This window comes from Serratia sp. TSA_7 (genome assembly GCF_052692135.1).
In genome coordinates this window covers 13,935-34,138 of sequence record NZ_JBQZFU010000013.1, presented here as the reverse complement: position 1 = coordinate 34,138, position 20,204 = coordinate 13,935, and the positions used below count along the sequence as shown (strand labels likewise).

Genomic DNA, 20,204 nt, shown 5'->3' with positions numbered 1-20,204 from the left:
CAAAGTTTACTGCCGACCGGCGGCCGCTTCCCCCGATCGGATCAACAAATGCGAGGTAAAGGCTCGGCGTGCGGCAAATCGAGCAACCGGTTGATGCCGTAAGCTCCGCGCAGCCGCACCTGCGTGGCACCGTCGGTCACCCGGCCGATCACCGCCGCATCCGCGCCCAACGGGTGCCCCTGCAACGCAGCCAATACTGCAGGAACCGCCGCCTGCGCCACCACCAGCACCAGCTTGCCTTCATTGGCGAAGTTAATCGCGTCCAGCCCCAGGAGTTCGCAAACGCCACGCACCGCCGGTTTCACCGGCAGACGCTGCTCATCGATGTCGATACCGAAACCGCAGGCAGCGGCGTATTCGTGCAGTATGGCGTTCACGCCGCCGCGGGTGGCGTCGCGCAATGCGTGTACACCGTCAATCGCCCGCAATGGCGCAATCAACGGCGTTAGCACCGCACAATCGCTGGTGATGTCCATCGCCATACCAAGCTGTTCGCGCAGATTGAGAATGGTGGCGCCGTGGTCGCCCAGGGTGCCGCTGACGATGATCGCGTCATCGGCTTGAATGCGCTGCGCCGACCACTCGATGTTCTGCGGGATCACGCCAATGCCGGCGGTGTTGATAAACAACTTGTCCGCCGCGCCGCGCTGCACCACTTTGGTATCGCCGGTCACGATCTGAATGCCGGCTTCGCGGGCGGTTGCCGCCATCGACTCCACCACCCGCGTCAATTCCGCCAGCGGCAGCCCTTCCTCCAGAATAAAGCCGCAGGACAGGTAGCGCGGCGTCGCCCCGCTGACCGCCAGATCGTTGGCGGTGCCGCATACCGCCAGCTTGCCGATATCGCCGCCGGGGAAAAACAGCGGATCGATGACGTAGCTGTCAGTGGTAAACGCCAACCGATCGCCCTGCCGCATTAACGACGCCAACGCGATGCGCGCCTGATCTTCACGCTGTTCCAACTGCGGGTTGGCGAAGGCAGGCAGGAAAAGCGATTCCAGCAGTTGCTGCATAGCTTTGCCGCCGCTGCCGTGTGCCAGGGTAATAACCGGATTCATGCCGCATTTTCCTCTGTTTCTCGACGATATTGATACCAGGCGGCGCAAGCGCCCTCGGAAGACACCATCAGCGCGCCAAAGGCGTTTTGCGGCGTGCAAACACCGCCGAACAGCGGGCAATCGCGCGGTTTGCAGCGGCCGGTCAGCACTGCGCCGCAGCAGGCACGCGGGTCATCTGCCGCCTGCTGAGGCTGGGGCTGAAAGCGGCGTTCGGCGTCAAAATCGGCATAAGCGGCGCTCAGGCCGATGCCGGAATCGGCAATGGTGCCCAATCCGCGCCATTCGCTGCTGCCGCCGATCGCAAACACCTCCGCCATCGCCTGCTGCGCCAGCAGGTTGCCGCTTTGCGGCACCACCCGGCGGTATTGGTTTTCGGTGCGGCTGCGCCCCTCGCAGAACTGGTCAATCAGCATCATTACGCCTTGCAGAATATCCAGCGGTTCAAAGCCGGTCACCACCAGGGGTTTATGGTGTTCGCCGCTGATAAAGCGGTAGGGTTCGGTGCCGATGATCATGCTGACATGGCCCGGCGCCAGGAAACCGTCAATGCGCACCTCCGGCTGTTGCAGCAGGCTGCGCAAGGTCGGGATCAGGCTGATGTGCTGGCAGAAGACGCTGAAATTCTGAATGCCCTCCAAACGCGCCTGTTGCAGCGTCACCGCAGTCACCGGCATGGTGGTTTCAAAACCGAGCGCGAAGAACACCACCTGCCGCTGCGGATTGGCGCGCGCCAGTTGCAGTGCGTCCAGAGGCGAATACACCACCCGCACATCGGCACCGCGTTCCCGCGCCTGCATCAATGATCCCTGCTTGCCCGGCACCCGCAGCGCGTCGCCAAAGGTGCAAAAAATCACCGAGGGGTTGGCGGCGATTTCATGGCAGGCGTCGATACGCCCCATCGGCAATACGCACACCGGGCAACCTGGCCCATGAATAAACTCCACCTGCGGCGGCAGCAGCTTATCCAGGCCAAAACGGAAAATGGCGTGCGTATGGCCGCCGCACACTTCCATCAGTTGCAATGGACGTTCGGCGCTGAACGGCAGCGTTGCCGCCCGCTGCGTAATGCGCTGCAGCAGGGATTTCACCAACTGCGGATCGCGGAATTCATCAACGTATTTCATCATCATTGCCTTCCCCCGCCATAAACAGCGCCACGTCGTTTTCCACTTCGCCCATCGCCTGTAACGCCGCCAGCATCTCAGCGGCTTCCCGTTCGTCCAGCCGACTCAGGGCAAAACCGACGTGGATCAGCACCCAAGAGCCCAGCAACGCCTCACGCGGCTGGCCGGCCTTGCACACCAACGCAATGTTGATTTCACGCCGGGCGCCGCACACCTCCGCCCACGCATGCTGCGAGTGCAGGGGGTCCAGCGCTACAACTCGCCCCGGAATGCCTATGCACATCGTTGCACCGCCAGCCAGTTCACCCACTGGTCCATGCCGTCGCCGCGGGTGGCGGACAGCGTGATGATTTCAATCTGCGGGTTGACCCGCCGGGCATTGGCGATGCAGGCGTCGAGATCAAAATCCAGGTACGGCAGCAAATCGATCTTGTTCAGCAGCATCAGCCGCGCCGCCGCGAACATATGCGGATATTTCAGCGGCTTGTCCTCGCCTTCGGTCACCGACAACACCGCCACCTTGTGCCGTTCGCCGAGATCAAACCCGGCCGGGCACACCAGGTTGCCGACGTTTTCGATAAACAGCAGGCTGTGGGGTTGCAGCGCCAGGCGGTGGGCTGCGTCATGCACCATCTGCGCGTCCAGATGGCACCCTTTGCCGGTATTGACCTGGATCGCCGCCACACCGGTGGCGCGAATGCGTTCGGCGTCGTTGGTGGTTTGCTGATCGCCTTCTATCACCGCGCACGGCACGCTATCGCGCAGTCGCAGCAGGGTTTGCGTCAGCAAGGTGGTTTTGCCTGAGCCGGGGCTGGACACCAGATTCAGCGCCAGGATCTGTTGCGCGGCGAAATGTTCGCGATTGTGCGCCGCCAGGCGGTCATTCTTCGCCAACACGTTGGTTTCGATTTCCAGCATGCGCCGCTGGCTGATGCCCGGCGCGTGGGTGCCGGCCGCGCCAAAGCCATAATGCAGATCGCCTTTCGGGTTCTGGCGCGGGCGGAACGGCACCCTGGTGGGCTGAACGTCACCTTCAATGGCCACTTCGCCCTCGGCGCAACCGCAAGTGCTACACATAAGCTTTCCCCTTTATGGTTATTCAATTTCCAGGCGTTTTATTTGTATGCCGTCGTCGGCCTGCACCCGCAGGTTGTGGCCTTCGCAGTGCGGGCAGATGCGCACCTGCGGCAACGGCAAGGCCACTTCACATTGGCAGTCATGGCACCAGCTCAGCGCCTGCTGTTGCTGTAAATGCAGCGTGCAGCCTTCGGCCAGCGTGCCGCGGCACACCATGTCGAAACAGAAATGCAGCGCCTGCGCCTCGACGCAGGAATACGCGCCCACCTCGAGCCACACGGCGGTAATTCGCCGCGCCTGCTGTTGCTGCGCATGCTGCTGCATAATCTCCAGCGCGTAATGGCAAAGCGTTATTTCGTGCATGCTGCCTCCGGTAACGGCAATAAAACGTCCAACTGAAAATACCTGTGCAAATACGGTGCCAGTCAGGCGCCGACACATTTGTCGAGTGTCGATGTCATCGACAGCAAAAGCCGTCATGCAGCGTTAACTCACGCGTCAAATAATTCACCGCGCCATTGAATTTAAAGTCATTAATTAAAACAAAACCAAGCTGGCACGATTTATGCCCTATTAGCGTTACCACAGGAAATGTCGACACAGCGGGTGACACAGATGAGCACAATAAATGAACTGACCAGCCAGGCCGATTATATCTCCGGCAAAAACAACCGGTTGATGACGCAATGGCAGCATTACCACAACACGCTGGTCAAAGCGGTAACCACCACAAAACAGAGTATTAATCATGAATTTATCTGCGGACAGGGTCAGGACATCCGCTTCACGCTGTTCAATCACTTCACCTTGCGCATTCAATTGAGCGACGGTTTTTACAGCCGCGATATCTGCTACAGCATTAATTTGGCCGCGCCAAACGAAGAGGAGAATTTCGCCCCTTTCGCTCACGCCACGCTGGATGAAAGCGGCCTGATTGACGGCCAAATCAATAACCGTGATAAGCCCGCGGTGCTGGAGCATTACCTGAATAAAATCGCCGTTATTTACCAATGCTTATTTGATTCGTTGCATGGCGACTGCGCCATTCATGAAGAATTGAAAAAAATTATTCTGCCGGCCTGAATAACGCCGTTTTATTACTGACAGCGACTGTCGAAACGTCATTTTTACTGTCGATTTCGTCAAAAGTGACGAAACCGCAAGGAGTGTGCATGAACCGCTTTCTTATTGCGGATGCCAAATTATGCATGGGTTGCAATACCTGCATGGCCAGTTGCGCGACCGAACACCGCCTGGCCGGGTTGCAAGCCTTGCCGCGTTTACGGGTGATGCGCAATGCGCGCGATTCCGCGCCGGTGATGTGCCGCCAGTGCGAAGACGCGCCCTGCGCGCAGGTTTGCCCGGTGAACGCGATAACGCATCAGGATAACGCCATCGTGCTGAACGAAAGCCTGTGCGTCAGTTGCAAACTGTGCGGCATCGCCTGCCCCTTTGGCGCCATTGGTTTTGGCGGCAGCGTGCCGCTGGCCATTCCCGGCGATTGCCAGACCGCGCTGGCACCGCCGCCCCCCGCCTCCGCCCGCCCGGTCAGCGCGTTTCTCGATTGCCAACCGGGGGTCCGTGCGGTGGCGGTGAAATGCGATTTGTGCGCCTTCAGCCCTGACGGCCCGGCGTGCATTCGCACCTGCCCGACCAACGCCATCCGGCTGGTTGCCGACCACGACGTGCGACAGGCCAGCGAACGAAAACGCCGCAATGCGATGCAGGCGTTAGCCGCCGAGTTGCCGTTTGTCAGCCCTCCCGTCGCCCGCAAGGAGCCGAACCGATGATCACCGATTTTCTGCCCGACCCGCTGCTGTTGCTGACGCTGTCACTGAGCGGTTCTCTGCTGTTGGCCGCACTGTGCTGGCTGCTGGCGATATGGCCGCGTTTTTGCGCCGGCGTTTGCGGCATCGGCACGCTGCTGGTGTCGCTGGCCGCCACGGCGGCAGCCCTGCCCTGGCTGTTCACCACGCCTCATCCTGCCCGCCTGCCGTGGCTGCACTATGCGGTGGAAATCAGCGGCCTGAATGCGCTGTTGCTGCTGGTGATCGCGCTGAGCAACCTGTTCGTGGGGCTGTACCTTTGCCATTGGCTGACGACGCTCAACGATCATAACCGCACCCGGCAGGGCAGCCTGATGCTGTTGATGCCCGCGGCGCTGAGCGCGGCCGTGATGGCGGACAATGCGCTGGCGCTGGTGCTGCTGCTGGAGTTGGCGGCGCTGTGCGGTTACTTCCTGATTGTTCGGCGGCAAGACGCCAAGAGCCAGCAGGCCGGCCACAGCCAATTTCTGCTGATGCGCTTCGGTACGCTGCTGCTGGTCGCCGCTTTTACGTTGATCTACAGCCAGACCCACAGCCTGCAATTCAGCACCCTGCGCGAGATAGCCTTGCCTTCGGCGCTGCGCAGCGGGGCATTTCTGCTGGCGCTGGCGGGGTTCGGCATTTACGCCGGCGTGATGCCACTGCACGGCTGGGTGCCGCAAGCGCACGGTAGCGCGCCCGCCCCGGCGGCCTCGCTCTTTTCTTGCGCGCTGATGAAAGTCGGGCTGCTCGGCGTGATCAAAATCGGTATGGATCTGCTGGGCACACCGCCGCTGTGGTGGGGGTTGCTGGTGTTGCTGCTGGCGGCAGGCACCGCCTTTTTCGGCGGGCTGTATGCGCTGATGGAGCATGACCTGCGTCGGCTGCTGGCTTACCACACGCTGGAAAATATCGGCATCATCCTGCTCGGCATCGGCGGGGCAATGGTCGGCCTGGCGCTGCAATTGCCTGAACTGACCGCGCTGGCGCTGATGGGCGGCCTGTTTCATCTGTGCAATCACAGCCTGTTTAAATCGGCATTGCTGCTTGCCTCCGGCGCTGTCGAACAGCAAACCGGGCTGAAAGACATGGAAAAAATGGGCGGACTGGCGCGGCTGATGCCGTGGACCTGCATCGCATTGCTGATCGGGCTGGTGTCGATGGCGGCGCTGCCGCCGCTCAACGGTTTCGCCAGCGAGTGGTTGATTTATCAAGGCCTGTTCCAGTTCAGCGCCGCATCGGCCTTTGTCGGCCGGCTGCTTGGCCCGTTGCTGGCGGTGGCGTTGGCGATCACCGGCGCGTTGGCGGTGATGTGCGTCAGCAAAGTGTTTGGCGTGGTGTGCCTCGGTGCGCCGCGCTGTGAAGCCGCCGCCAACGCCCGGCCGGCGACGTGGCCGATGATGCTCAGCCATCTGCTGCCGGCCTTGCTGTGCCTGCTGTGCGGCATTGGCGCGCCGTGGCTGATCCCGCTGTTTGCCCGGCTTGCCGCCACCTTGACTCCGCAAGCGCCGCTCGGCGCACATCTGCTGGTTTCCCCGCCGCTGATCGCCATTTTGCTGTTGGCGATGCCGCTGCTGCCGTTGCTGATCGCTGCGGTTTATCGGGGGAAACGCCAGGCGCGCCGCACGGGCGGTGAAGCCTGGGCCTGCGGCTACGGTCACGAAGCCTCGATGGTGATCACCGCCACCGGCTTCGCTCAGCCGCTGCGGGTGATGTTCGCGCCGCTGTACGCCCTGCGCCAAACCTTGCAACCGGCCGCATTACAGCGCTGGCTGCATCGCGCGCCCCTCAACGCGTTTTGCCGTGGCGTCGCCGCCATCGAGCTGGCGGTGCTGCTGGTCGTGGCGCTGGCCTAAGGAGAACCTGATGACTTATCCCACTTTACTGATTGGCGTCGTGCAGGCGTTGCTGCTGCTGGCCATTGCGCCGTTGTTTGCCGGCGTCAGCCGCCAGTTGCGCGCCCGCCTCCACAGCCGCCGCGGGCCGGGCGTGTTGCAGGAATACCGCGACATCGCCAAGTTGCTCAAACGCCAATCCCTCGCCCCTGCGGCTGCGGGAATCGCCTTCCGCGCCATGCCTTATCTGCTGACCGGCACCCTGCTGGCCATTGCCTGCGCGCTGCCGATGCTGTTGCAGATCTCTGCGCTGCCGGCAATCGGCGATGTCATCACGCTGATTTATCTGTTCGCCGTGGTGCGCTTCGTGTTTGCCATCGCCGGGCTGGATACCGGCAGCCCCTTCACCGCCATTGGCGCCAGCCGCGAAGCGGTGCTGGGCATTCTGGTGGAGCCGATTCTGCTGCTTGGCCTGTGGGTGGCGGCGTTGGTCGCCGGTTCAACCCAGCTCAGCGCCATCAGCCAGTGCGTCGCGGATTGGCCGCTGTACGCCAGCGCGCCGCTGCTGTTGGCGTTGCTGGCCTGCGGTTTCGCCACCTTTATCGAAATGGGCAAATTGCCTTTCGACATGGCGGAAGCCGAACAGGAATTGCAGGAAGGCCCGCTGACCGAATACGCGGGCGCAGCGCTCGGCATGCTCAAGTGGGGCATCAACCTGAAGCAACTGGTGGTGCTGCAACTGTTTATCGGCGTGTTCGTGCCCTGGGGCCAGGCCACGGCGTTGACCCTGCCCGCGCTGGCGGCGGCGCTGGCGTTATCGCTGTGCAAGCTGCTGCTGGCGGTGGTGGCCGTCGCCGTCGTGGAAAACAGCGTCGCACGGCTGCGCTTTTTAAAAACCGCTCGCACCACCTGGGCCGGCTTCGGCCTGGCATTTTTGGCGCTGGTTTCCTGGCTGGTCGTCAGCTAATTCACAAGTAGGAACATCATGATTACTGAACATCTGGGCCAAGATTATCTGACGGCGCTGCAACGACAATTCCCGGCGGCCGTGCTGGCGGCAGAATGGCAAACCGCCGATCAGCTCACGGTAACGGTGAAGCTGAATGCGCTGCCGGAAGTGGTGGAATGGCTGTATTACCAGCAGGGCGGCTGGCTTTCGGTGCTGTTCGGCAACGACGAACGCACGCTGTGCGGCAGCTATGCGCTGTATTACGTGCTGTCGATGGAGCAAGGGGTCAAATGCTGGATCACCGTGCGCGCCGAAGTCGACGCCCAAACGCTGGAGTTCCCGTCGGTAACGCCACGGGTGCCGGCGGCGGTGTGGGGCGAGCGCGAAGTGCGGGACATGTACGGTTTGCGCCCGGTGGGGTTGCCGGATGAACGGCGTCTGGTGCTGCCGGACGACTGGCCGGATGACCTTTACCCGCTGCGTAAAGACGCGATGGATTACCGCCAGCGGCCGGCGCCGACCACCGACGTCGAAACCTATCCCTTTGTCAGCGAAGCCGGCGCCAAGGCCAACGTGGTGCCGATTGGCCCGCTGCACATCACCTCGGACGAACCAGGCCATTTTCGCCTGTTCGTCGACGGTGAAGACATTATCGACGCCGATTACCGCCTGTTCTACGTCCATCGCGGCATGGAAAAGCTGGCGGAAACGCGTATGGGTTATAACGAAGTGACCTTCCTGTCCGACCGGGTTTGCGGCATCTGCGGCTTTACCCACAGCGTGGCGTACACCAGCTCGGTGGAGAACGCCATGGGCATTCAGGTGCCGGAACGGGCGCAAATGATCCGCTCGATCCTGCTGGAGGTGGAACGGCTGCACAGCCACCTGCTCAACCTCGGCCTGGCTTGCCACTTCGTCGGTTTCGACAGCGGCTTCATGCAGTTTTTCCGCGTGCGCGAGAAATCGATGAAGATGGCGGAAATTCTCACCGGCGCGCGCAAAACCTACGGCCTGAATCTGATCGGCGGCATTCGGCGCGACATCCTGAAAGACGACATGTTGCAAACTCTGCGGCTGGCGGCAGAGATGCGCAGCGAGCTCAAGGATCTGGTGGATATTCTGCTCAGCACGCCGAATACCGAGCAGCGCAGCATCGGCGTCGGCCGGCTTGATCCGCAGATCGCACGCGATTACAGCAACGTCGGGCCGATGCTGCGCGGCAGCGGCCACCGCCGGGATACCCGTATCGATCATCCGTTCGCCGGTTACGCCAAGCTGCCGGTGGAACTGTGCGTCGAAACCGGCTGCGACGTGTATTCGCGCCTGAAGGTGCGCATTCACGAAGTGTTCAACTCGCTCGGCATCATCGAATTCGGCCTGCAATGCCTGCCCGCCGGGCCGCTGGCGGTGGAGGGCTTTACCTATATGCCGCACAAGTTCGCGCTGGGCTTTGCCGAAGCGCCGCGCGGCGACGACATTCACTGGAGCATGACCGGCGACAATCAGAAACTGTTCCGCTGGCGCTGCCGCGCCGCCACCTACGCCAACTGGCCGACGCTGCGCTTTATGCTGCGCGGCAATACCGTTTCCGACGCCCCGCTGATCATCGGCAGCCTCGATCCCTGCTATTCCTGCACCGACCGCATGACCATCGTCGATATCCGCAAACGCAAGTCTGTCGTGGTGCCGTACAAGGAAATTGAGCGCTACGGCATCGAGCGGAAAAACGCACCGTTTTAAGGGGACGACACCATGCTGAAACTGATTAAAAAAGTGCTGAAAACCGGCAACGCCACGGTGGCCTACCCGGCGCAGCCGCTGGCGGTGGACGCCAACTTTCGCGGCAAGCCGGAGTATACCCCGCAGCAATGCATCGCCTGCGGCGCCTGCGCCAACGCCTGCCCGTCCAACGCGCTAACCATGGAAACCGATGTCGAAAACGGCGTCATTCGTTGGCAATTCTTTTTGGGCCGCTGCATTTTCTGCGCCCGCTGCGAAGAAGTCTGCCCGACGACCGCCCTTCGTCTGTCGAACCAGTTCGAACTGGCGGTGTGGCGCAAAGAAGACCTGCTCGAAAGCGCCGATTTCGCCCTCTGCCACTGCCGCCAATGCGGCAAGGCTTATGCCCCGCAGAAGGAAATCGATTACGCCCTGGCGCTGCTCGAACTCGGCGAGCAGCGCCGCGAACAGTTCGAAACCTGCCCCGCCTGCAAGCAGCAACAAAGCCTGACCCAGGCCGACCGTATCGACGTCGGCCGCCATTTGACCCGGGAGGTCGCCCAATGAACCAGACGCTGATTGGCCCGCGTGACGCCAACGGGCAGCCGGTGCCGATAACTCTCGACGACAGCATCGCCCAGCTAAAAACCACCTTGCTGAAAGATATCCGCCGCTCCGCCTATGTCTATCGCGTTGACTGCGGCGGCTGCAACGGCTGCGAGATCGAGATTTTCGCCGCTATTTCGCCGCTGTTCGACGCCGAACGCTTCGGCATTAAAGTGGTGCCCTCGCCGCGCCATGCCGACATTTTGCTGTTCACCGGCGCGGTCACCCGTGCGATGCGCATCCCGGCGATCCGCGCCTGGCAGGCCTCACCGGATCCGAAAATTTGTATTTCCTACGGTGCCTGCGGCAACAGCGGCGGCATTTTCCACGACTTGTACTGCGTATGGGGCGGCACCGACCGCATAGTACCGGTTGACGTGTATATCCCCGGCTGCCCGCCGACGCCCGCCGCCACGATTTACGGCTTCGCCATGGCGCTCGGCCTGCTCGAACAGAAAATCCACCGCCAACAGCACGATGAAACCGAGGGCGAGGCCACCGCGCTGCTGCACCCGCAACTGCCGCAGCCGCTGCGCGTGGCGGTGGATCGCGAAGCGCGGCGCCTGGCCGGGTATCGCTACGGCCGGCAAATCGCCGATCACTTCCTGCAGTTGCTGGCCGCCACCGACGCGCAAACGGCGGAACAGCGCGTGGCGGCGTATTTGCAACGGCAAGACGACCCGCGCCTGACGGAGATCGTCGGTCATCTGTTGGCCCTTTATCAACGCGTACAGCACGGGGAGTTACGGCTATGAGCGCGGTCTGCCACGTGACGTTTTATTCCCTCAGCCGCAAGTTCGTGCAGGAAAAGAAAGCGCCCCCCAAGGCGCAGGAAGTGATCTATTACAGCCTGGCGATCGGCCATCACCTGGGGGTGATCGACTGTCTGGAGGCCAGGCTCGATTGCCCGCTGGCGGCATTTCGCGACTGGATTGCGCACCTGCCGGCCGAGGGTGCCGCCAGGCGCAAACTGGCCGGCGTCGAACGCTTTGGCGAAATCTGCATCGACAGCAGCCACACCCATTTGCTGGCCAGCGCGCTGAGCCGCGCCGCCGGGCAAATGACGCCGCAGCAACAAGACTGGAGCCAACGGTTAATCGCCCTGTTGCAGTCCATCGAAAACGAACCGGCGATTTATCTGATGGTCAGGAGGCACCATGGATAGCGTTTTGTTATGCGTCGGCAATTGCCTGATGGGCGACGACGGCGCCGGCCCGCTGCTGGCGGAACTGTGCCAGGCCGCCCCACCCGCCGGCTGGACGGTGATCGACGGCGGCGCGGCACCGGAGAATGACATTCACGCCATTCGCCAACTGCGGCCGCAGCGGTTGGTGATCGTCGACGCCACCGACATGGGGCTGGCACCGGGTGAAACCCGGGTGATAGATCCGGCGGATATCGCCGACATGTTCATCATGACCACCCACAACATGCCGCTCAGCTTTCTGATCGACCAACTGCGCGCCGACATACCGGACATTACCTTCATCGGCATTCAACCGGAGGTGGTGGCGTTTTACTACCCCATTGGCCCGGCGGTGCAGCAGGCGGTGAAAACCCTGCATCAGCGCCTGGGTCACTGGCAGGCCCACGGCGGCTATTCGACATTAACCGTGACGACGGCCTGACATCGTCATCGTCATTTTTGTCGGCTCGCTCGTCACCAAAAACATAACTTTTTGTTTTTATTGATATTAGTGGATTGGCACGCTTTATGTATAGACCTTGTCATACCGCCACCGCCAACCCCGTAAACCAGGAGTTCCTGATGAACCGGTTCATCATCGCCGATCCGAAGAAATGCATCGGCTGCCGTACCTGCGAAATCGCCTGCGTCATGGCGCACAGCGCCACCCAGGACATTTCGGCGTTGACCGCCGCCACCTTCGCCCCACGGCTACACGTGATTAAAGGCGTTAACGTCAGTACCGCCGTGTTATGCCGCCAGTGTGAAGACGCGCCCTGCGCCAACGTCTGCCCCAACGGCGCCATCAGCCGCCAAAACGGCATGGTGCTGGTGATGCAGGAACGCTGCATCGGCTGCAAAACCTGCGTGGTGGCCTGCCCCTACGGCGCCATGGAGGTGATCACCCGCCCGGTGATCCGCCAGAACGGCGCGCAACTGACGGCCATCAGCGACAAAGCCGAAGCCCACAAATGCGATTTGTGCACCGGTCGCGCCGCCGGCCCGGCCTGTATGGAAACCTGCCCCACCAAAGCGCTGCACTGCGTTGACCGCAATTTGTTGCAGGAAATGAACGCCGAGAAACGCCGCCGTGCCGCGCTCGACAACCTGTCGTCTCTGTTTTAGGAGCTGAACCAATGAAAAAAATCACGACCGTCTGCCCTTACTGTGGCGCAGGCTGCAAAATGAAACTGGTGGTGGATAACGGTAAAATCCTTCGCGCAGAAGCCGCCGACGGCGCAACCAATCAGGGCGAACTGTGCCTGAAAGGCTACTACGGCTGGGACTTCCTCAACGATACCAAGCTGCTGACGCCGCGCCTGACGCAACCGCTGATCCGCCGTGAAAAAGGCGGCAAGTTTGAAGCGGTCAGTTGGGACGAAGCCATCCGCTACACCGCACAGCGGCTGAAAGCCATCAAGCAGCAACACGGCGCACGCGCCATTATGCACACCGGCTCCTCACGCGGTACCGGCAACGAAACCAACTATGTGATGCAGAAGTTCGCCCGCGCGGTGATCGGCAACAATAACGTCGACTGCTGCGCCCGCGTCTGTCACGGCCCGTCGGTCGCCGGTTTGCAAGCCACGCTGGGCAACGGCGCGATGAGCAACTCGATCGGCGATATCGAAAACTCCAAATGTTTACTGATCATCGGCTACAACTGCGCCGACTCGCACCCGATCGTCGCCCGTCGGGTCCTGAAAGCCAAAGAGAAAGGCGCGCAAATCGTGGTCTGCGATCCGCGCCGCATTGAAACCGCGCGCATCGCCGATCAGCATCTGCAAATCAACAACGGCTGCAATATGGCGCTGGTTAACGCCTTCGGCCACGTGCTGATCGAAGAAAACCTGTATGACCGCGATTATGTGGCGAAATACACCGAAGGCTTCGACGCCTATCGCCAGCAAGTGGCCGATTACGCGCCGGAAACGGTGGAACAGCTGACCGGCGTCAGCGCCCAGCAAATCCGTCAGGCGATGCGCACCTACGCCAGCGCCCCTTCCGCCACCATCATGTGGGGCATGGGCGTCACCCAGTTCGGCCAGGCGGTGGATGTGGTCAAAGGGCTGGCCAGCCTGGCGCTGTTGACCGGCAACCTCGGGCGCGCCAACGTCGGCGTGGGCCCGGTGCGCGGCCAGAACAACGTCCAGGGCGCCTGCGACATGGGCGTGCTGCCAAACGAATTCCCCGGCTATCAATCCGTTACCGACCCCGCCGTCCGCGCCAAATTCGCCGCCGCCTGGGGCATTGACGCCGCCGGTATGGATCCGGATATCGGTTATCGCATCACCGAAGTGCCGCACCTGGTGCACGAAGGCAAAGTGAAAGCCTATTACATCATGGGGGAAGATCCGCTACAGACCGAAGCCGATCTCAGCCTGGTGCGCAGCGCGTTCGATGCGCTTGAGTTTATCGTGGTGCAAGACATCTTCATGACCAAAACCGCCGAACAAGCGGACGTGATCCTGCCATCCACCTCCTGGGGCGAGCACGGCGGCGTGTTCTCGTGCGCCGATCGCGGTTTCCAGCGTTTCGAAAAAGCCATCGAACCGCAGTACAACGTCAAGCGCGACTGGGAAATCATCAGCCTGCTGGCGACCGAACTGGGCTATCCGATGCATTACGAAGACAACCAGCAAATCTGGGATGAAATGCGCGAGCTGTGCCCGCTGTTTTACGGCGCGACCTACGAAAAAATGGGCGAACTCGGCCACATTCAATGGCCTTGCACCACGCTCGACAGCCCAGGCACGCCGTATTTGTATCAGGGCAATCAATTCACCACCCCGTCCGGCAAGGGGCAGTTGTTTGCCACCACCTGGCGCGCCCCGGCCGAAGTGCCGGACGCCGCTTATCCGCTGGTGCTGTGTACGGTGCGTGAGGTCGGCCACTACTCCTGCCGCTCGATGACCGGTAACTGCGCCGCCTTGCAAACCCTGGCGGACGAACCGGGCTTCGTGCAAATCAACCCGCAGGACGCCGCCGCCCTGGGCATTGGCGATCAGCAGCTGGTGTGGGTCGCCTCGCGGCGCGGCAAGGTGATCTCCCGCGCCAACTACAACGAACGCATTAACCTGGGCGCGGTGTACATGACCTATCAGTGGTGGATTGGCGCCTGCAATGAATTGACGCAGGAAAACCTCGATCCGATATCCAAAACGCCGGAAACCAAGTACTGCGCGGTCAAGCTCGAAGCGATTGGCGATCAAAACTGGGCGGAAAACTACGCCAGCCAAAGCTACAGCGATATGAAAGCCCGCCTGCGCAGGGCGGTGGAAGACGTGATGTGACCGTTAGCCAAACCGGGACGAACCTGTTCGTCCCAGATAGCTGACCAAGCCCGGAATTAGGGAGAGCGTGCCGAAGGGGTCGTAACGGCCTTGGCCGTCGACCAATTTGCCGGGAGCAAATTGGAACGACTTCAAGTCGGCCCGTAGGGTGGGACACAGGGACGTGTCCCATAATGGTCCCTCGGTGCGCTAGGCCCGGGTATCTCGGACTCAAAGACCACTCTGTTATTAACCTCGGACGAACCTGTTCGTCCCCTACTTATTGGGTAGGTAAGATGTCCAAGTCACCGTCAGGATTATTGCTTCGCATCAGCGGCAAGGTGCAGGGGGTGGGATTCCGCCCCTTTGTCTGGCAACTGGCGCAGCGCCTCGGCCTGCGTGGCGAAGTCTGGAACGACAGCGCCGGGGTCGAAATCCGGCTGGTACAACCGGTGGATATCGATATATTCCTGCATATGCTGCAGCGCCAGGCGCCGGCGTTGGCCAGGATTGACAATATCGGCCTGCGCCCCTTCACCTGGTTGCAGCCGCCGCAGGACTTTGCCATTCGCCGCAGCCGGCAAAGCCAAATGGACACGCAAGTCATTCCCGACGCCGCAACCTGCCCCGACTGCCTGCGTGAAATGAACGATCCGCACGATCGCCGCTACCGCTATCCCTTCATTAATTGCACGCATTGCGGCCCGCGCTTCACCCTGATTCGCTATATGCCTTACGACCGCCCGGCGACCAGCATGGCGCCGTTCGCACTGTGCCCACACTGCGCCTGGGAATACCACTCGCCACAGGACCGGCGCTTTCATGCCCAGCCGGTGGCCTGCAGCCAATGCGGGCCGCAGCTTTTCAGCTGCCACGCCGACGGCAAAGCCATCAACCTGGCGGATATGGCGCTGCAACAGGCGGCGGCGCTGTTATGCGCCGGCGAAATCGTCGCCATCAAGGGCATTGGCGGTTTCCATCTGGCCTGTGACGCCACCGATCAGCACGCGGTGATGCGCCTGCGCAACCGTAAACGGCGGCCGGGCAAACCCCTGGCGGTGATGTTGCCGGATGTCAGTTGGCTGGCGCGCTGCACCGGCAACCACTCGCTGGCGCAGCTGAGCGAAACGCTGCTTTCCCCGGCGGCGCCGATCGTCCTGGTACCGCAGCGGCCCCACTCCGCGCTGTGCGATGCCGTTGCGCCGCATCTCGACGAAGTCGGCGTAATGCTGCCGTCCAACCCCTTGCATCATCTCCTGATGCAAGCAGTGCGACGCCCGCTGGTGATGACCTCCGGCAACGCCGCCGGGCGCGCACCGGCGTTAACCAACGAACAGGCTCTGCAGGATCTGGTCGGCATTGCCGATCTGTGGCTGATGCATAACCGCGAGATCCTGCAACGCGCCGATGATTCGCTGTTGCGACAGCAACCGCAGGGCACCGAGATGCTACGCCGTTCTCGCGGTTACGCGCCGGATGCCCTGCCGCTGCCGCCCGGTTTCCCGGTTCAACCGCCGCTGCTGGCGGTCGGTGGCGACAATAAAAATACCTTCTGCCTGGTGCGCGGCGACAAAGCGATCCTCAGCCAGCATGTCGGCAATCTGGCGCAGGAAGACGTTCAACAACAGTGGCAACACGCTATCGCCCATTTCCTGACGCTGTATCACTGCCGGCCGCAGCGCATCGCCACCGATGCGCACCCGGGTTACGCCAGCCGCCGCTGGGCGCAATGTCAATCCGTGCCGTTGACCGAGGTGCTGCATCATCACGCGCATTTGGCGGCCTGCCTGGCGGAGCACCAGTGGCCGCTCGACGGCGGCGCGGTCATCGGGTTGGCGCTGGACGGCCTGGGATATGGCGAAAACGGCCAGCTGTGGGGCGGCGAATGTTTGCGGGTGGACTACCGCCACTGCCGCTCGCTCGGCGGTTTGCCGGCAGTGGCGCTGCCGGGCGGCGATCGCGCCGCGCAAGAGCCGTGGCGCAACCTGCTGGCGCACTGCGCGCGCTTTGTCGACGGTTGGCAACGGCTGCCGGAAACGCAGTTTTTGCTGCAACAACCGTGGCAACCGCTGCTGAAAGCGATCGAGGCCGGCATCAACGCCCCGCCGGCATCGTCGTGCGGTCGGTTGTTTGACGCCGCCGCCGCCGCGCTAGGCTGCGCGCCCTTGCAACTCAGTTGGGAAGGCGAAGCGGCCTGCCGGCTGGAGGCGCTGGCGCATCAGGCAACCCATTGCCGCCACCCGCTGCACCTGCCGCTCAAAGACAATTTGCTCGATCTCGCCGCCTTCTGGCCGCAATGGCTTGGCTGGCGCACACCGCCGGCCGAGCGCGCCTGGGCATTTCACGACGCGTTGGCGCAAGGGTTCGCCGCCCTGGCCCAGCGTTTCGCCGCGCAGTACGGCATCAAACAGGTGGCGCTGAGCGGCGGCGTGCTGCACAACCGCCTGCTACGCCAACGGTTGGTGCATCATCTGGCACCGCTGCAGGTTCTGCTGCCACAACGCCTCCCCGCAGGCGACGGCGGGCTGGCATTCGGCCAGGCGATGGTCGCCTGTGCGCAACAATCCCCGCTTTCTTCTTCTCTTTCTGACAGGACGCAACATGAATTACCCTGAGTTCTTCCAAAAAAATACCCGCGCCTTCTGGCTGCTGTTGGCGTTGATCGCCGTTAACCTGCTGGCCTGGGCTGCGGCCTTTGCCGCATTTCATCAGCACCCGGCGCTGATGGCCGCCGCGCTGCTGGCTTACAGCTACGGCTTGCGCCACGCGGTGGATGCCGACCACATCGCCGCTATCGATAACGTGACGCGCAAATTGATGCAACAGGGCCAACGGCCGGTTTCCGTCGGCGCATTTTTCTCGCTCGGGCATTCGAGCATCGTGATTCTGGCCTGCGCGGCCATCGCCGCCACCTCGCTGGCGTTCGGCAGCCGCATCGGCTGGCTGCATGATTACGGCTCCACCCTCGGCACGCTGATTTCTTCGCTGTTCCTGCTGGCGATGGCGGTCCTCAACGGGCTGATTCTGCGCGATGTTTATCGCACCTTCCGCCGGGTGAAAAGGGGCGAAAAACTGACGGAGAGTGCCCTGGCGCACCAGCACGGTGGCCTGATGACGCGGCTGTTCCGCGTGACCTTCAATACCGTGAATAAAAGCTGGCATATGTATCTGGTGGGATTTTTGTTTGGGCTGGGGTTCGATACCGCCACCGAAGTTGGCCTGCTGGGCATTTCCGCCGCAGGGGCCGGCTCAGGCATGTCCGTCTGGTCGATCATGATCTTCCCGCTGCTGTTCGCCAGCGGTATGGCGTTGGTGGATTCGCTGGATAATTTCGTCATGATTGGCGCTTACGGCTGGGCGTTCAACCAACCGGTGCGCAAGCTGTATTACAACATGACCATCACCGCCACCAGCGTGGCGATTGCGGTGCTGATTGGCGGGCTGGAAGGATTGGGGCTGCTGGCCGAAAAATTGAACCTGCACGGCGCCCTTTGGGATGGCATCGCGCTGCTCAATGACAACATGGGCAGCGTCGGCTACGCCGCTATTGCACTGTTTGTCTTGTTCTGGGTGCTGTCGGCGGTCAATTACCGGCGTAAAAACTATGACGCACTGGCGGTTTAATCATTGTTTATATCTTGATTGTCAGGCGTCTATTTTTGCGAAGAAATGAGGCTCGATTAATTATTCCCGCCGCAGTGGCAAACCCGCTGCGGCCACCGGGGTGCTCGTCTTCGCCTGTAAACTTGCCGGCAAAGCGAAAAAACCTCCTTTTTATCACGTCAAAGGAGGTGTTCCAGAGCAGAACCAATATCACGAAGCTTGCGATGACAAGCGGTGCACATCTTAATAAATAACCCCATATAATAAAAATGCAATATTGCGTTCCGATCATGCAGAAATTCACCTTTTAAAGAATAAAATTATTTTTTAAAGATGATTTTCCGGGTATTTATATAAACGCAAATAATAAAAGTCATAAACCGTATTGAAAGCGTAAGGAATGCGTAAATCTTATATTTATGGAAAATAATAAGGCCGGTAAGCATAGGCGTGATTCTGTTGCACGCCAACTGACGGCAGCAACGTCTGAACATTTAACGTTGAGCGGGATAATGTAAAACAACGGAAGATAGCGGCTCCCCTTTGGCAAGTTGGCTTGCTCTACCGGTGGAGCCTTGAACTGCAGATCGACGTTCCTGGTGAGGCCCTGGTGAGGCGCAATAGGAATAGGTTACTGAGGCAGGGCCTATCGCTATTTATGCGTGTATTACGCTATTGTTGGCCCCGTCACGTTCAATATAACCGCAGGTATGCCTGACGGGAACGGGTGAAAAGCACCCTTGTAATACATTATGAAAAATGATAGTTAAGCTAGTTGGGCGGATTTCATTTAATTTCAACGCAAATTATTACTAAGGGAAAGTATATTACTGCCATGAATATCAATGTGACGGACCAGCCAAACCCACAGGACGAAGAGTACGTTATCGACAGCCTTTGGGCCCACAACGAAAATTATCAACCCGTAGACATCCACCCGCTGTTTCTGACCGTTACCGATGACGCCGGTAAAATCGTCGCCGGATTGGTGGCCAGAACCTGGTGGGGCGGCCTTGAAGTGCAATATCTCTGGGTCAGCGATGCTCATCGCAAAAGCGGTTATGGCCGCCAATTGATGGAAAAAGCGGAAAAAGAAGCCCGTAAACGAGGGTGCCACATGGCTTATGTCGATACGTTCGACTTCCAGGCCAGGGGCTTTTACGAAAAATTGGGTTATCAGGTCTACGGCAATTTAGGCGGCTATGCCAAAAAGCATACGCGTCATTACCTGGCGAAAGAAATTTAACCCAATTCTAATCGGTGAGGTCAGAATGGATTCGCCCGATAAAAATAATGAATTTTATTTGAAGGGTCTTATTGCCATGATGGAGCACTTGAGTGATCCCTGGGGCATTAAGGATCTGGAATCCCGTCATATCTATATGAACCATGCCGCCTACCTCTATACCAATACGCCGTTGAGTTTCGATATCGCCGGAAAACGGGACGACGAGTTTCCCGCCGACTGGGCCGACTGCGCAGACGACTTTATAGAACACGACAAGATGACAGAAATGTCGCGGGATCGGGTTGCCGTAATAGAAACGCATTATTGGTACGGAAAAGACAGCCTGACACCCTTTATCAGCGAAAAACTGCCCATTTACAATGATAAGAAACAGGTATTCGGGGTCATGTGGAATGCCAAACCGCTTAACACGCTATCCCCGCTAAAATACATCAACCAGCAAAAACCCAGCGTGCTGACCACAGAAGTGAACAGCAGTATTTTCACTCAAGCCGAGCTCGACGTTATATTTTTAATGCTGCAAAGGCTGTCGGTGAAAGAGATCGCCAAAATATATAACATCAGCACTAAAACGATAGAAAATAGAATATATAACATCTATCAGAAATCTGACGTCCATACACAGCAGCAGTTCGAGGAGTTCTGCAAATATGCGCGTCTGGACAGCTATATTCCCGATCGCCTGATAGCAAAAGGCATCCAGTTTATCTGAACAGCAAGG

At 60.3% G+C, this 20,204-nt stretch carries 20 protein-coding genes; 15 read left to right on the top strand and 5 right to left on the bottom strand.

What is annotated here, in order from left to right; all coding sequences use genetic code 11:
* Nucleotides 1–41: 41 nt before the first annotated feature.
* The 5 genes from hypE to hypA are packed head-to-tail and all read right to left on the bottom strand — an operon-like array spanning nucleotide 42 to nucleotide 3,622.
* Nucleotides 42–1,058, bottom strand: coding sequence for a hydrogenase expression/formation protein HypE (hypE, locus tag ACUTQW_RS24045; RefSeq protein WP_006328058.1), 1,017 nt, complete (start codon nucleotides 1,056–1,058; stop codon nucleotides 42–44).
* A complete protein-coding gene (gene hypD / locus ACUTQW_RS24040) occupies nucleotides 1,055–2,182 on the bottom strand; it encodes a hydrogenase formation protein HypD (protein WP_006328059.1) in 1,128 nt (375 codons plus the stop codon). Before hypD ends, hypE begins: the two co-directional genes overlap by 4 nt.
* A complete protein-coding gene (locus ACUTQW_RS24035; RefSeq protein ID WP_037431747.1) occupies nucleotides 2,169–2,465 on the bottom strand; it encodes a HypC/HybG/HupF family hydrogenase formation chaperone in 297 nt (98 codons plus the stop codon). The genes hypD and ACUTQW_RS24035 overlap by 14 nt, the downstream gene beginning before the upstream one ends.
* A complete protein-coding gene (hypB, locus tag ACUTQW_RS24030; RefSeq protein ID WP_006328061.1) occupies nucleotides 2,456–3,259 on the bottom strand; it encodes a hydrogenase nickel incorporation protein HypB in 804 nt (267 codons plus the stop codon). Before hypB ends, ACUTQW_RS24035 begins: the two co-directional genes overlap by 10 nt.
* An 18-nt stretch (nucleotides 3,260–3,277) precedes the next feature.
* Nucleotides 3,278–3,622 (bottom strand): hydrogenase maturation nickel metallochaperone HypA, encoded by a 345-nt coding sequence (gene hypA, locus ACUTQW_RS24025; protein ID WP_004948123.1) that lies wholly within the window; start codon nucleotides 3,620–3,622, stop codon nucleotides 3,278–3,280.
* Between the two features lie 252 nt (nucleotides 3,623–3,874).
* Here hypA and hycA point away from each other — a divergent pair, with 252 nt between their 5' ends.
* The 15 genes from hycA to ACUTQW_RS23950 all read left to right on the top strand — a co-directional run bounded on the left by hycA (nucleotide 3,875) and on the right by ACUTQW_RS23950 (nucleotide 20,195).
* The gene (hycA, locus tag ACUTQW_RS24020) at nucleotides 3,875–4,342 is read left to right on the top strand and encodes a formate hydrogenlyase regulator HycA (protein ID WP_006328063.1); all 468 of its coding nucleotides are present in this window, start codon (nucleotides 3,875–3,877) and stop codon (nucleotides 4,340–4,342) included.
* A gap of 89 nt (nucleotides 4,343–4,431) precedes the next feature.
* Nucleotides 4,432–5,049: a 4Fe-4S dicluster domain-containing protein gene (locus ACUTQW_RS24015; RefSeq protein ID WP_006328064.1), complete on the top strand. Its 618-nt coding sequence runs from the start codon at nucleotides 4,432–4,434 to the stop codon at nucleotides 5,047–5,049.
* Nucleotides 5,046–6,920 carry a proton-conducting transporter transmembrane domain-containing protein gene (locus tag ACUTQW_RS24010; protein WP_006328065.1) on the top strand — a complete coding sequence of 625 codons (1,875 nt, stop codon included), beginning with the start codon at nucleotides 5,046–5,048 and terminating at the stop codon, nucleotides 6,918–6,920. The genes ACUTQW_RS24015 and ACUTQW_RS24010 overlap by 4 nt, the downstream gene beginning before the upstream one ends.
* Before the next feature lie 10 nt (nucleotides 6,921–6,930).
* Nucleotides 6,931–7,866, top strand: a complete 936-nt coding sequence (locus ACUTQW_RS24005; protein WP_006328066.1) for a respiratory chain complex I subunit 1 family protein — start codon at nucleotides 6,931–6,933, stop codon at nucleotides 7,864–7,866.
* Nucleotides 7,867–7,884: 18 nt separating this feature from the next.
* Nucleotides 7,885–9,588 carry a hydrogenase large subunit gene (locus ACUTQW_RS24000; RefSeq protein ID WP_006328067.1) on the top strand — a complete coding sequence of 568 codons (1,704 nt, stop codon included), beginning with the start codon at nucleotides 7,885–7,887 and terminating at the stop codon, nucleotides 9,586–9,588.
* 12 nt (nucleotides 9,589–9,600) lie between these two features.
* Entirely contained in the window at nucleotides 9,601–10,134 is a 534-nt protein-coding gene (locus tag ACUTQW_RS23995; protein ID WP_006328068.1) for a formate hydrogenlyase complex iron-sulfur subunit, read from the top strand.
* Nucleotides 10,131–10,928 carry an NADH-quinone oxidoreductase subunit B family protein gene (locus ACUTQW_RS23990; protein ID WP_004948145.1) on the top strand — a complete coding sequence of 266 codons (798 nt, stop codon included), beginning with the start codon at nucleotides 10,131–10,133 and terminating at the stop codon, nucleotides 10,926–10,928. Before ACUTQW_RS23995 ends, ACUTQW_RS23990 begins: the two co-directional genes overlap by 4 nt.
* Nucleotides 10,925–11,338 carry a formate hydrogenlyase maturation HycH family protein gene (locus ACUTQW_RS23985; protein WP_004948148.1) on the top strand — a complete coding sequence of 138 codons (414 nt, stop codon included), beginning with the start codon at nucleotides 10,925–10,927 and terminating at the stop codon, nucleotides 11,336–11,338. Before ACUTQW_RS23990 ends, ACUTQW_RS23985 begins: the two co-directional genes overlap by 4 nt.
* Complete coding sequence (gene hycI / locus ACUTQW_RS23980; protein WP_004948151.1) at nucleotides 11,331–11,801, top strand: hydrogenase maturation peptidase HycI; 471 nt, start codon at nucleotides 11,331–11,333, stop codon at nucleotides 11,799–11,801. Before ACUTQW_RS23985 ends, hycI begins: the two co-directional genes overlap by 8 nt.
* Before the next feature lie 140 nt (nucleotides 11,802–11,941).
* Nucleotides 11,942–12,484 (top strand): electron transport protein HydN, encoded by a 543-nt coding sequence (gene hydN / locus ACUTQW_RS23975; protein ID WP_020439812.1) that lies wholly within the window; start codon nucleotides 11,942–11,944, stop codon nucleotides 12,482–12,484.
* An 11-nt stretch (nucleotides 12,485–12,495) separates the two neighbouring features.
* Nucleotides 12,496–14,652, top strand: coding sequence for a formate dehydrogenase subunit alpha (fdhF, locus tag ACUTQW_RS23970; RefSeq protein ID WP_020439813.1), 2,157 nt, complete (start codon nucleotides 12,496–12,498; stop codon nucleotides 14,650–14,652).
* A gap of 275 nt (nucleotides 14,653–14,927) precedes the next feature.
* Entirely contained in the window at nucleotides 14,928–17,246 is a 2,319-nt protein-coding gene (gene hypF, locus ACUTQW_RS23965) for a carbamoyltransferase HypF (protein WP_020439814.1), read from the top strand.
* Nucleotides 17,233–18,255, top strand: a complete 1,023-nt coding sequence (locus ACUTQW_RS23960; RefSeq protein ID WP_006328091.1) for a HoxN/HupN/NixA family nickel/cobalt transporter — start codon at nucleotides 17,233–17,235, stop codon at nucleotides 18,253–18,255. The genes hypF and ACUTQW_RS23960 overlap by 14 nt, the downstream gene beginning before the upstream one ends.
* Nucleotides 18,256–19,069: 814 nt before the next feature.
* Nucleotides 19,070–19,480 carry a GNAT family N-acetyltransferase gene (locus ACUTQW_RS23955; protein ID WP_006328102.1) on the top strand — a complete coding sequence of 137 codons (411 nt, stop codon included), beginning with the start codon at nucleotides 19,070–19,072 and terminating at the stop codon, nucleotides 19,478–19,480.
* Between the two features lie 25 nt (nucleotides 19,481–19,505).
* A complete protein-coding gene (locus ACUTQW_RS23950) occupies nucleotides 19,506–20,195 on the top strand; it encodes a helix-turn-helix transcriptional regulator (RefSeq protein WP_004948170.1) in 690 nt (229 codons plus the stop codon).
* Nucleotides 20,196–20,204: the final 9 nt, after the last annotated feature.